We start from the raw sequence: 12971 nt of genomic DNA on the forward strand, positions 1-12971 counted from the left end.
TATATAAATCCGGATTTTGCCGATGTCAGGGCGATTATGAATGAGATGGGCCCCGCACTCATGGGTGCCGGTCAGGGCATAGGCGAGAATCGAGCCGCCGATGCGGTCAATATGGCAATAGCAAGCCCACTTCTGCAGGATATCAGTATTGACGGCGCCAGAGGAGTGCTTGTAAATATTTCCGCCCGCGAGGATTCCCTTACCATGGCTGAAGTCACGGAGGCTACGACCCGTATCTATGAAGAAGTCCATGAGGACGCCAATATTATCATGGGTGTAGTTTTTGATCCTAATTTGGGTGAGGCCCTGAGGGTTACGGTTATCGCCACGGGAATCCGGCAATCGGAATTTGCTGAACCTCTTCCCGGGAAAATCCGCAAGTTTGCGCAGCGGCGCGAAACCATTGCGCAGACCTTGCCGTTCAGCGACAAGGATGGTTCTGGAGATTTGCTGTCACACGGCTCGGCGAACAAGTCGCGAAGTCCGTTTCCGAAGAGTATTTTTGATGAAGAGAAGCTTGACCGGCCGACCTTTTTGCGTCGCAATGAAAATTGATAGTTTCGCAAACAGGCACAGTAGCACATGTTCTACTATATAAAATCCACAAGTGACGAGGCAATAACTCGATGAAATCAGTCTTTTTACTGTTTCATCATAATTGATCATATCTTCTAGTATCTCGCGGTTATCGTCCGGGCCTGATAAATTTGATTAATTTAGATACACGATTTCTGTCATAATCAAGGTTGCAAGGATTCTGACAGACTTTAAGTAAACGCAGAGAGAAGCAACTTGTTGGATGATTCTTAATATTGTTTCTTAATTAGCTGAGCCTGTTTCTCTCCGGAAACAGGCTTTTTTGTTTACAAATTTATTGATTCGGTCATCCTAATGATGGGTCGCCAATTCTGGTGTCAAAGTATAGTTGTTTAATTAAAAAGCTACGATGTGCCATGAAAGCAGAAAGAAATGTATAAACAAGATTATTTCTCCCGCGAATACGGCAGCACCAAGAAAAAATGGAAAGGCAGCGTACCCGTGGCGTTGCTCTTTCCTAATTTATATAGGATTGGCATGTCGAATCTTGGCTTCCAGCTGGTCTATGCCATGATTAACCGTCATCCGGAAATTGTCTGTGAACGGTTTTTTTTGCCGGATATCGATGGCGATATGCCAAAATCAATTGAGTCCGGACGATTGCTCGCCGATTTTCCTTTTATTTTCTGCTCGGTAAGTTTTGAAAACGACTTTCCAGGCATTGTGAGGATTTTTCAGTTGGCAGGGCTTGTTCCTCTGGCAGAAGACCGAAGCAAGGCATCATTTCTCGAACCAGGAAATCCTTTGATCATCGGCGGCGGTGTTGCGACCTTTATCAATCCGGAACCTTTAGCCCTATTTTTTGACCTGTTTATCCTGGGTGAGGCAGAACCTGTACTACCGGGTATCCTGGAAGTGCTTGTAAATGGAACAAGTGCTAAAGACCGGGAGTCTCTCCTCTGGGAACTGAGTTTGGAACATCAAGGGTGTTATGTCCCGGGGTTTTACAATGTAGCGTATGGTGCAGATTTGACCATTGAATCGGTAAAGCCCTTAAAATCATTGCCGGCAAGAATAAAAACCGTGGTGCATACCGGCGCGGACCAGGTGGGATGTTCAACTATTCTGACCCCTGATGCGGAGTTTTCCGATCTGTTTTTGAGCGAATTAGGTCGCGGCTGCAGCAGAGGATGCAGGTTTTGCGCAGCTGGATTTGTATACCGTCCTCCGCGTTTATGGAAGAGTGATGCCGTTCTTAAAGCTCTGAAGCAGCGGCCTGCGCACATTGACCGCGTCGGGCTGCTGGGGATGGAAATGACCTCAACCGAAGATCTGCAGATCATCTCCCGTTATCTCCTTAAGGAAGAATGTTCTTTATCATTTTCATCCTTACGCGCAGACCGGATAAGTCCGGAACTTATAGAGGTGTTAAAGAAGAGTGGCCTGAAAAGTGCGGCCATTGCACCGGATGGCGGTTCCCAGCGTTTACGGCAAGTGATTAATAAGGGACTGGATGAGGACGATCTGCTTTCAGCTGCGGAGTTGCTGGCCGGCGCCGGCATACAAAATCTGAAATTGTATTTTATGATCGGACTGCCAACCGAAGAACAGGAAGATCTGGAAGAACTTGTACTGCTGGTTCACAAAATCAAAAAGGAAATACTGAAGGTCGGCAGGTCCAGGGGAAAGCTTTTAAGTCTGATCTTGAGTGTGAATTGTTTTGTTCCAAAGGCCTGGACCCCTTTTCAGTATCATCCCTTTGAAGAGGTTGCCAGTTTAAAGACGAAGCTGAAATTTTTGAAAAAGAGTTTTGCCGGGGAAGCGAATATCAGCCTGAAGGCGGATCAACCCGGTCATGCATTGTTGCAAGCCATGCTTGCCAGGGGCGACCGCAGGATTGGACAGGGACTTCTTTCGTATGGAGGAAAAGGCAACTGGAAGCAGATATTCAAACAAGAGGGATTAATGCCAGAAATGTATGCCACCAGAATACGCGGGAAAGACGAGATTTTTCCATGGGATCTGCTGGATCACGGTATCAGTCGCGAATATCTCTGGAAAGAGTATCAACGGGCTCTAGCGGGCAAATCAACCAAGAGCTGCGATACGGAAAAATGTAGAAAATGCGGTGTATGCATTGATAACTGAAAAAAACCTTAGCCACGAGTAAATTCCCCGAGGCAGGGATTATTTTCTTTCCTGCCTCGGAGGGCTTCAATGCAATTTAATGCAGGTATGATACCGACTATTTTTTCTCTTTGGATTTATTCTGTTCCTGGATCATTTTATCTCTTTCCGCCTTGAGTTCTTTGTAGGTTTCCTCTGCCCGTTTCTCAGCGGTGGACTGATGTATTTTGATTTCTTCCGATTTAGCCTTGATTTTTTCCTCTTTGATTTTAAGGTCCTGAGCACCGAATAGCGTTGAATTCAAAAAGCGATAGGAAAATTTCAGCAGGGCTTTGTCGTCTTTCTTGATCTGATCAAGGGTTGCCTGATCAACTTCATAGGTGTCTAAAAATGAACTGTTAAAAATAAGGTCTCTGAATCTGTCAAGGTCAGTGCTGACCATGAAAAATATTTTTTTACCTTCCTCACTCATTGTGGCCTGTAATCCAAAGGATTTACGGCGCATAATGATTTCCATCCAGTCTTTGTTCATTTCATCGGAAATGTCCACACCTTGATCTTTACGCCATTCGCGGATGGTCCATTCTTTTTCCTCTTCATGCCCTTTGCAATGAGGTTCCTTGACCAGGAAATAAAATTCTTCGGCAGTCTGATTTTCTTTTTTACCCTCATGGAAATTTGCCATTCCTACCGGGTAATAACGGCAGGTTGTAGGGCGAACCGAATAAATGGTGCATCCTTCCGGTGTGACGAAAGGGCAGCGACCGTCTTCATCAAGATTCAATTCGACGCCGGGAAGATCAGTTTTTTCAAGGTGAACCGGACGGGTAAAGCGCAGCAGAAATTCTTGAGCGCTTAAATTGATTTCTCTCCGGATACGAAGGATGTCGAAAGGTGTGAGGATAATCTTAATATTGCCGCAGCAGGCGGTAAAGCAAGATATGCCGGGATAACAGCGGAATTTGATTTTACTGTCCAGGGTGTATTTTTTGGGAAGTATATTGCTGGGGTTTTTTTCATAACCAAAAAGGTTTTTGGCAGTAGATGTATTAGGAGAAGTTTTTGAGTCGCTCATAGTACTGTTACCTCGAAAAATAATTTATTGCTTGAACTTGCGAAGTGGGTAAAAAAACCAAAAAAAGATTTATAATCCTGATGAGTTAATCAAGAAAATAGCAAATAATGGGGTCGAATTCATTATTATCGGAATCTCGTTCAGCAGGCTACAAGCTGGATAATTGAAATCGTAAACACCAAATTGTCTGACATAATTTTTCAGACGATTTTGCAGTCAGACACCTTAACCACCACCAGAGCTGTTGTCAATTTCATTTGTATTTAATCGTCAAGTGAAGCTGATACCGGACATTATTGATTGATCATAAATGTTGTGAAAAAGTTCTCTCGAAATAATTCCAGAAGGATCATGCAAAGCGAAATGAGTATGCAATTTTTGATGAATTACTTGAAGTATCAATTGGGCGTTTATGACCCGTAGGAATTCAATCGCAAAGGACTAAAAAGAGAGGGCTTTGTAGGAGTTGAAGATGATAGAGGGTGTCACAATGTATCAGTCGCTCTTTCCAAGGTCAAAGTAAGATGTGAAAGTCTTTTGGATGAGCTAATATTTTTACCCGATGTTTTTTCTTGACAATTAGTATTTGAAAAATTATACAATCGATTCATTGGAAAATGAGTGAGGCCTCATTTTTGTGCGGTAAGGACAACTAAACCCCTTGTTTTTATTGTAAAATTTTCGTTTTATCAGGGAGTTATGTCGTTGTAACGGTTTGCGTTCTTTTCAAGTTTAAGGTTTTTAAGGTAGTTGAAATCCTGTTTTTTTGCGAAAGGAGTTGTTGAAATATTGTTATTTTTTCAATTTCTAACACAGAAAAACAAATTTAATTGCCAGAATATATTTAGGTAAGAGCGGGTTTCGCATTATGTGAAACCGGAAAGTTCAATTTAAGCGAGGAGGTATGTAAATGCCAAGCTATGTAGAAACTGCAAAATGTGACGGTTGTAAAGGCGGCGATAAAACTGCCTGCATGTACATCTGCCCCAATGACCTGATGGTCTTGAATGTTGAGGCGATGAAGGCATACAACCAAGAGCCTGATGCATGCTGGGAATGCTATTCCTGTGTGAAAATCTGCCCGCAGGGCGCGATTGCTGTTCGTGGTTATAATGACTTTGTACCCATGGGCGGTCAGGTGCATCCGATGAGGAGTTCCGACTCCATCATGTGGACCGTTAAATTCCGTAACGGTAACATGAAACGTTTCAAGTTCCCCATCCGGACAACGGCTGAGGGCGCTGCCAATGCTTATTTAGGAAAGAAGGGTGGAAGTCTCGACGATGAGAAACTGCTCCTTGAAGGCGATCTGCCTACCCCTAAAAAATAACCAGCAGAAGGTACAGAACTAAAATTGTTTAGTTTTTTAATTTATTCCTAAATTTAAGGAGGAATTGAATATGGCGTTACCAAATAAGCCGTTGGGCGAACTGCCCGCCGTAACCAATCCTGCAATTGTCGAGCATGATTGTGACGTTCTTATCGTTGGCGGCGGAATGGCTGCTTGCGGTACAGCATTTGAGATAAAAAAATGGGCATCAGATGATCTTAAGATTCTCCTGGTTGACAAAGCTTCCATGGAGCGTTCCGGTGCTGTTGCTCAGGGTCTTTCCGCTATTAATACATATATCGGCTCAAACCCGATTGAAAATTACGTGAAAATGGTTAGAAACGACCTCATGGGCGTTGTCCGTGAAGACCTTATTTACGATCTTGGCCGTCATGTTGACGAGTCTGTAAAGCTTTTTGAAGAATGGGGTCTGCCCATCTGGAAAATCGCTGAAGACGGAAGCAACCTGGACGGTGCTAAACCTGCTAAAACCCTGCGCGAAGGCGGAACGCCTGTTCGTACCGGTAAATGGCAGATCATGATCAACGGTGAATCCTACAAGTGTATCGTTGCCGAGCCTGCAAAAGCTGCTCTTGGCGAACAAAACTGCTTGGAAAGAATTTTCATCGTGAAAATGCTTCTTGATAAGAATGTAGAGAATCAGATCGCTGGTGCGGTTGGTTTCTCAACCCGTGAAAATAAAGTTCACGTCTTCAGATGCAAAACCGCAATGGTTGCCTGCGGTGGTGCGGTTAATATTTTCCGTCCCCGTTCAACCGGTGAAGGTAAAGGTCGTGCATGGTACCCGGTATGGAACGCTGGTTCCACATACACCATGTGTGCCCAGGTCGGTGCTACACTGACCATGATGGAAAACCGCTTTACCCCTGCCCGTTTCAAAGACGGTTATGGTCCTGTTGGCGCATGGTTCCTTCTCTTCAAAGCCAAAGTTCAGAACGGTCTTGGTGAGTTCTATGCAAACAGCGATAAAGTAAAAGACGAACTTGAGAAATTTATGCCTTACGGCGCCTCTCCGGTTACCCCGACCTGTCTGCGTAACCATTTGATGCTCAACGAGCTGAAAGCTGGACGCGGTCCGATCTATATGGCTACTGATGTTGCCTTGAATGCCTTCATCGATGCAAAACGCGCCACCGGATTGGATGAGAAGTCAGTTCAGAAGTTCTGGAAGCATCTCGAGTCCGAAGCTTGGGAAGATTTCCTTGATATGTCAGTTGGTCAGGCTGGTCTTTGGGCCGGTGCGAACATCGAGCCGGAAAAAATTGGTTCCGAGATCATGCCAACCGAACCGTACATGCTTGGATCACATTCCGGCTGCTGTGGTATCTGGACCTCCGGTCCTGAAGAAGATTGGGTCCCTGCAGCTTATAGATGGGGCTACAACAGAATGACAACCGTTAACGGTCTGTTTACAGCAGGTGACGGTGTTGGCGCTTCCGGTCATAAATTCTCCTCCGGTTCTCACGCTGAAGGTCGAATTTGTGCCAAGCAGATGGTTAAATACTGCCGTGATCATGCTGCTTTCAAACCTGAATTGGCTCAGACCGCTCAACAGCTTGCTGACGAGATTTATGCACCGGTCAAATTGTATCATGAGCATGCTGGCAAAACCACCGCTCAGGATGTCAATCCTGAATATTGCAAACCTGCCGGTCTGATGATGCGCCTCATGAAAGCCACTGACGAGTACGGCGGCGGCGTTGCTACCTATTATATGACTTCCGGCAAACTTCTTAACATCTGTCTTGATCTTCTTAAGATGATGCGTGAAGATGCAGCGAAAATGGCTGCCGGCGATTTGCACGAACTGATGAGAGCATGGGAAAACTACCACCGCATCTGGTGTGTTGAGACCCATATCCGTCACATCGAGTTCCGTAAAGAAAGCCGCTACCCAGGATTCTACTACAGATCAGATTATCCGACCTGTGATGACGAGAACTGGAAATGCTTTGTAAACTCTACTTTCAATCCTAAAACTCAGGAATGGAAATGCGAGAAAGTTGAGTGTATCAACATTGTCGAGACAACCCCTTGGTTATAATCTCGTAGTTGATTCAGTCAGTTAGATCGAATCTCCAGGCACCAAACTGGTGCCTGGAGATTTTTCTGTAATAAGCTGGGTGGCTTGGTTGATTGAGTCTGTTTTATGTTTTTTCAGTAACGCAAGGTGAGGGAGAAGAGCAATACGTCTTAAGCCCGACTCCGAGCGAGAATAAGCCTGAAGACATTGATTCAACAGATTTCTATCTTGAACCAGAGAGACGATGGATATTTTTGGTTGCTTTGGAAGCTCAAATAGAGTAACTGGGTAAACTCCAAATCAAGAGCGGATTGAATCAAACAAACCAACCATATTACAATTTAATAAATTTTATGGAGGAATGGCATGACAGACGAGCGCAGCGCACCCGCAGGGGGTGCAGTACTGGTCGTTGGTGGAGGCATTAGCGGATTGACGGCTGCCCTGGAAGCCGCCGAGGTCGGAAATGATGTTTTTCTGATCGAAAAAAATTCTTACATGGGCGGCAGGGTTGCACAGCTTAATAAATATTTTCCAAAGATGTGCCCCCCCACCTGTGGCCTTGAAATTAATTTCAAGAGAATAAAGAATAACCGCAGGATCAGAATGTATACCATGACCGAGGTGAAAAGTGTATCCGGCTCTCCTGGCAAATATCAGGTTGAATTGGAATCAAAACCTCGTTTTGTGAATAATAATTGCACCGCATGTAATGCCTGTGTTGACGCATGCCCTGAAGAGCGTGATAATGCGTTTAATTTCAACATGGACAAAACAAAAGCGATTTATAAGCCTCATGATATGTCATTTCCGATGAAATATGTCATTGACATGGATGCCTGCAATAATTGCGGAAAATGCAAGGAAGCCTGTAAATACGATGCCGTTGAACTTGATATGAAGGCCAACACCTTCTCACTTGATGTAAGTTCAATCATCTGGGCAACTGGCTGGAATCCTTATGATCCGACAAAAATGGATAACCTTAAATTTAAAGACAGCGACGCGATTATCACGAATATGATGATGGAACGTCTCGCTTCACCCAACGGCCCCACCGGCGGCAAGATCCTGCGCCCGGGTGATAACAAGGAGCCGGAGAGTTTTGCATTTGTTCAATGTGCGGGTTCAAGAGATGAAAATCATCTTGAGTATTGTTCTTATATCTGCTGCATGGCCAGCCTCAAGCAAATTAACTATATTCGTGAAATCTACCCCGACGCGAAAGTATATGTTTTCTATATTGACCTTCGTTCGCCAGGGAAATATGAAAAATTCCGTGAGAAACTCTCAGCTGACAAAAATGTCCAGTTTATCAAGGGTAAAGTTGCTGATATCATCCCTGAGGCTGATGGCGGTGTTACCGTTGTTGCCGAAAATGCAGTTACAGGCGAAAAAATTAAGCAGAAAGTTGATATGGCTGTACTGGCTACCGGTATGGAACCAGCGTTCAAAGGTCAGGGCGCAGCCTTGGGACTTGAAATGGACTCCAGCGGTTTCATTATTTCTGATGGAAAAGGAATGTTTTCCGCCGGTGTAGCAAAGAAAGCTGCGGACGTCGTAACCAGCGCCCAGAATTCAACCGCGGCAGCTCTCAAAGCCATTCAAGCGTCAAGGAGGTAAGTCAATGAATAAAAAATACAGTGCCTATATATGCACAGGATGTGGCATCGGTGATGCCTTGGATATTGAGGCCCTTTCCGGAGTTGTCAGCGGTGAAATGAGCATGGGCTGTAAGACCCATGCGGCATTATGCAGCGCCGACGGACGTGCTTTAATCGAAAATGACATTAACAGCGACGGTGTCAATACCGTGGTTATCGGTGCCTGCTCGCCCAGAGTTATGCAGGATGAATTCAATTTCGGCGGTGACAAGATCACGGTTCGCGCCAATCTTCGTGAGCAGGCAGTTTGGTGCCAGGGTGAAGAACCCAATGCGGAATACACTCAGGAATTAGCTTCCGACTATATGCGCATGGGTTGCACGCAGGCTAAAAAAACCGAATTGCCCGAACCCTATAAGCTTGAAACGATCAACAAAAGAATCCTCGTCATGGGTGGTGGTGTTGCAGGGCTTACCGCAGCAAAAGAAGCCGCTGCTGCCGGATACGAGGTAATGCTTGTTGAGAAGGCAGCTTCTCTTGGCGGAAAGGCCGCCAATTGGCGCATGCAGTTTCCTTCAAAAGCTCCATGGACCAACCTTGAAAATCCTTCGATCCAGGATCTGATTAGCGCGGTTGAGGCTGATTCCAAAATAGCCGTAAAAACAGCAAATGAAGTGGCCCGTATTGCCGGAGCCCCAGGAAACTATTCAGTAACCCTTAAAGCTGCTGGGACGAAAAGTGAATGGGATGCACCGGCTAAAGTGACTGCCGATGAACAGGATAAAATCGACAAGGGTGAAATGGAAAACCCCAACACCGGTTTGAAAAATTATATGGAGGCCAATCCTGCTGCAGAAAAGTACGGCGCTGTTGTTTTGGCAACCGGATGGAATCCAGCCGATGTCTCGGAGTTTGAGCATCTTGGATATGGTAAAATTGACAAGGTCGTAACCAATGCGCAGTTCGAAAAAATGGCAAAAGATGGTAAGGTTCCGGCTCGCGTTGCTTTTATTCAGAGCCCCGGCGGTGAAGAGCACGATAAGGATTTTCCATTTTGTAACTCCGTAACCAGCATGGTTGCTTTAAAACAGGCACAATATGTCTGCGCCGATAATCCTGATGGCAAGGCTTATATCCTATACCAGCACATGAGAACTCCCGGTCATATGGAGCTGTTTTATAAATCTGCGCAGAATGCAGATGGGATTTTCCTCACCAAGGCGTCAGTTACAGGGGTTGAGGATAATGGCGATGGAACGTTATTGGTTTCCGCTAAGAATACCCTGTTGAATCAAGATATCAATATTCAGGTTGACATGGTTGTTCTTGCAGCAGGTATGGTGCCCACCACCCATGATGCTCCTACCATCAATCTTTCTTACCGGCAAGGTCCGGCCTTTCTTGATCTTGAATTGTTTGACGGATATGCAGATTCGAATTTCGTCTGCTTCCCCTATGAATCAAGAAGAACCGGTGTCTATCCCTGTGGTGGTGTCCGCAAGGCAGCAACCATGGAAGAGACCATTGACGATGCAACCGGTGCGGCATTAAAAGCCATCCAGTGTATTGAATCAGCCGATCGCGGTGTTGCTGTTCACCCTCGATCCGGTGATGGCTCATTTCCTGAATTCTTTTTTCAGCGGTGCACTCAGTGTAAGCGTTGTACTGAAGAGTGTCCTTTCGGCGCTCTGGACGATGATGAAAAAGGTACACCGCAACCGAATCCCACCAGATGCCGTCGATGCGGAACATGCATGGGCGCTTGTCCTGAAAGAATCATCGGCTTTAAGAATTACAATGTCGATATGATCGGCTCCATGATTAAATCAGTTGAGGTTCCGGACGATGATGAGGATAAGCTGCGTTTCCTTGTTCTGGTCTGTGAAAACGATGCATATCCGGCAATTGATATGGCAGGAATGAGGCGGCTTGGAATTAATAATCTGGTTCGTTTTATTCCGGTACGCTGCCTTGGATCGGTAAACATGGTCTGGATTAAAGATGCCCTGTCTTCAGGTATGGACGGCGCTCTCCTTCTCGGATGTAAATTCGGTGATGATTATCAGTGTCATTTTGTAAAGGGCAGTGAAATCGCCAACAAGCGTATGGATAATATTGGCGAGACCTTGAAAAGTTTGGGCCTTGAGCCGGAACGTGTTACGGCTCGTGATGTTGCCATTAATGAATATCATCGGGTGCCTGAGATTATCAAAGAGTTCGTCGATGAAATTATTGCGCTTGGACCGAATCCATTCAAGGGCTTCTAACCCTGAAATCTACTAAAATTTTTCAACGGACCGAGAAGGTCCGTTGAAAAATTGGTTATAACTGCCAATTTTTTAAATTATATACAATATTATTAGATTTCCAGTTAGATCTGGCAAATAACGAAGTATAGGAGGGAGGCTTACGATGGCTGACGGAATAAGGATAGAGCCTGATTTAAATTTCATCAGGTATATGAAAAGCGCTGGTGGTGAATCACTGAAAAAATGTTTTCAGTGTGCAACCTGTTCTGTTGTGTGCCCTTTGGCATCAGATGAAAATCCTTTTCCAAGAAAAGAGATGATCTGGGCTCAATGGGGATTGAAGGACAAGCTTGTGGCTGATCCTGATGTCATGTTATGCCACCAGTGTGGAGACTGCACAGCTTATTGTCCACGTGGTGCAAAACCGGGCGATGTCCTCGGTGCCATCCGAGCTTATGCTTATATGAGCAATGGTTTTCCTCAAGGGTTGGCAAAACTGTGCAGCTCTGGGAAAAATCTGCCGATTATGATAGGAATTCCCGCAATATTGATCGCGGTGATCTGGTTTTTGTCGGGTGGTATGCATCTGCCGACAAAAGAAGTTCTCGGTGAGGCTGGATTTGGTCATTTTTTTGGTGAAGGCATGTCATTGGGCGGCCTTTTAACCAAGAATGTTACCCTTATCGATATGATATTTCTTCCCGTAGCTGGTTTTGCTTTATTTGCAGCATATAAAGGCGCCGCTTCCATGTGGAAACAGATGGTTGCCAATGCCGGCGGCAATGATGCATTCAGGCCTTCCGCAAAACAATTTGTAGTCGATTTTTTATGGCCATCAATTGTTGAGACCATTCAACATAAACGGTTTAACGAGTGTGGAACCAATCAGAACAGGGTTCAGGGGCATCTTCCTCTGATGCTTGCTTTTATCGGTTTGTTCATTGTTACCAATTATGCTTTCATTGTTAAAGATATCATTGGATATTGGGTGCATGGTCTGCATGGGCCTATTTCCCAGATGAACCCGGTGAAAATACTTGCCAATGTCAGTGCTATTGCAATGATTGTCGGTGTTGGTATCCTTTGGGCAAATCGTTCTAAGATGGAAGAAGAGCAGGGAGTTACACCTACCTTCTATGACTGGTTTCTTATCGGGGAAATAATGGCGGTTGGCATAACCGGTCTCGTTGCTGAGATCACACGATTGATCGGCATCCCGGTTTTAGCGTATCTCTTTTATTACCTGCATCTTGTTTCAATTTTTATGCTTTTTTTCTATATGCCGTATACAAAATTCGCACATATGATTTATCGTACTGTTGCAATGGCCTTTGAGCGATACCGTGAAAGCGGTTTTGTGAAGTAGAAAGGAAGCAAAACGAACCCGGGATCACCTGACTTAATAATATTTGCGAAACATAAAAGATTCAGTGGGGATAATCCCTCCCCACTGAATCTTTATTACCTTTAAAAAAAAGGTTGATGTTTATTAGCGAAGATATTAAGTTGTCCTGTCCGCTGGCGTAGCTCAATTTGGTAGAGCAGCTGATTTGTAATCAGCAGGTTGCGGGTTCAAGTCCCATCGCCAGCTCCAAAAAGTGCTATACATTAATTGTGTAACGGCTGATTATGATTCAGATTATCATGGTCGGCTGATATATTTTTAGAAGGGCCGATATGGTCTTTTAGGAAAATTTCGGAGGGGTTCCCGAGCGGTCAAAGGGAACAGACTGTAAATCTGTCGGCGACGCCTTCGGAGGTTCAAATCCTCCCCCCTCCACCATTGCTTTACTAAGTGGGCAGAAGTCTTAACACTCTTAATACAGTGTTAGTGGTGCTCTTAAACGATTTTCAGGGTAGAAGCGGGAATAGCTCAATTGGTAGAGCATCAGCCTTCCAAGCTGAGGGTTGCGAGTTCGAGTCTCGTTTCCCGCTCCATTATTAAACGCTATCCTGTCTCGAGTTTATTGTAACAGGTTAAATTATAGTTTTAGTTGAGAGCAAA

The 12971-nt window shown here is 45.0% G+C and carries 8 protein-coding genes and 3 tRNA genes; 10 read left to right on the forward strand and 1 reads right to left on the reverse strand.

Features of this window, described 5'->3' with window-relative positions:
- On the forward strand, nt 1–555 hold a 555-nt coding region (locus tag KKE17_12540; GenBank protein MBU1710827.1), incomplete at its 5' end, for a cell division protein FtsZ.
- 414 nt (nt 556–969) lie between these two features.
- Entirely contained in the window at nt 970–2685 is a 1716-nt protein-coding gene (locus KKE17_12545; GenBank protein ID MBU1710828.1) for a radical SAM protein, read from the forward strand.
- Nucleotides 2686–2782: 97 nt separating this feature from the next.
- On the opposite strand, the gene KKE17_12550 is transcribed toward KKE17_12545, so the two are convergent.
- Nucleotides 2783–3739, reverse strand: coding sequence for a YkgJ family cysteine cluster protein (locus tag KKE17_12550; GenBank protein ID MBU1710829.1), 957 nt, complete (start codon nt 3737–3739; stop codon nt 2783–2785).
- Nucleotides 3740–4649: 910 nt separating this feature from the next.
- Between KKE17_12550 and aprB the strand changes: the two genes are divergently transcribed.
- The 8 genes from aprB (at nt 4650) to KKE17_12590 (ending at nt 12904) form a co-directional block, all read left to right on the forward strand.
- Entirely contained in the window at nt 4650–5069 is a 420-nt protein-coding gene (gene aprB, locus KKE17_12555; protein MBU1710830.1) for an adenylyl-sulfate reductase subunit beta, read from the forward strand.
- 70 nt (nt 5070–5139) lie between these two features.
- Nucleotides 5140–7134, forward strand: coding sequence for an adenylyl-sulfate reductase subunit alpha (gene aprA / locus KKE17_12560; protein MBU1710831.1), 1995 nt, complete (start codon nt 5140–5142; stop codon nt 7132–7134).
- Between the two features lie 345 nt (nt 7135–7479).
- Entirely contained in the window at nt 7480–8736 is a 1257-nt protein-coding gene (locus KKE17_12565) for a CoB--CoM heterodisulfide reductase iron-sulfur subunit A family protein (GenBank protein MBU1710832.1), read from the forward strand.
- Between the two features lie 4 nt (nt 8737–8740).
- Nucleotides 8741–10984: a hydrogenase iron-sulfur subunit gene (locus KKE17_12570; protein ID MBU1710833.1), complete on the forward strand. Its 2244-nt coding sequence runs from the start codon at nt 8741–8743 to the stop codon at nt 10982–10984.
- 145 nt (nt 10985–11129) lie between these two features.
- Entirely contained in the window at nt 11130–12332 is a 1203-nt protein-coding gene (gene qmoC, locus KKE17_12575; protein MBU1710834.1) for a quinone-interacting membrane-bound oxidoreductase complex subunit QmoC, read from the forward strand.
- A 151-nt stretch (nt 12333–12483) separates the two neighbouring features.
- Nucleotides 12484–12560, forward strand: a tRNA-Thr gene (locus tag KKE17_12580).
- A 104-nt stretch (nt 12561–12664) separates the two neighbouring features.
- Nucleotides 12665–12749, forward strand: a tRNA-Tyr gene (locus KKE17_12585).
- A gap of 79 nt (nt 12750–12828) precedes the next feature.
- Nucleotides 12829–12904 (forward strand) — tRNA-Gly (locus KKE17_12590).
- The last annotated feature ends 67 nt before the right edge of the window (nt 12905–12971 follow it).

This window comes from Pseudomonadota bacterium (assembly GCA_018823135.1).
In the GTDB taxonomy this organism is placed as follows: Bacteria; Desulfobacterota; Desulfobulbia; order Desulfobulbales; family CALZHT01; genus JAHJJF01.

What these genes read in the sequence shown, in the direction of transcription:
- KKE17_12545 (MBU1710828.1), top strand. Translation starts at nt 970, where the DNA reads ATGTATAAACAAGATTATTTCTCCCGCGAATACGGCAGCACCAAGAAA.
- KKE17_12550 (MBU1710829.1), bottom strand. Translation starts at nt 3,739, where the DNA reads ATGAGCGACTCAAAAACTTCTCCTAATACATCTACTGCCAAAAACCTT.
- aprB (MBU1710830.1), top strand. Translation starts at nt 4,650, where the DNA reads ATGCCAAGCTATGTAGAAACTGCAAAATGTGACGGTTGTAAAGGCGGC.
- aprA (MBU1710831.1), top strand. Translation starts at nt 5,140, where the DNA reads ATGGCGTTACCAAATAAGCCGTTGGGCGAACTGCCCGCCGTAACCAAT.
- KKE17_12565 (MBU1710832.1), top strand. Translation starts at nt 7,480, where the DNA reads ATGACAGACGAGCGCAGCGCACCCGCAGGGGGTGCAGTACTGGTCGTT.
- KKE17_12570 (MBU1710833.1), top strand. Translation starts at nt 8,741, where the DNA reads ATGAATAAAAAATACAGTGCCTATATATGCACAGGATGTGGCATCGGT.
- qmoC (MBU1710834.1), top strand. Translation starts at nt 11,130, where the DNA reads ATGGCTGACGGAATAAGGATAGAGCCTGATTTAAATTTCATCAGGTAT.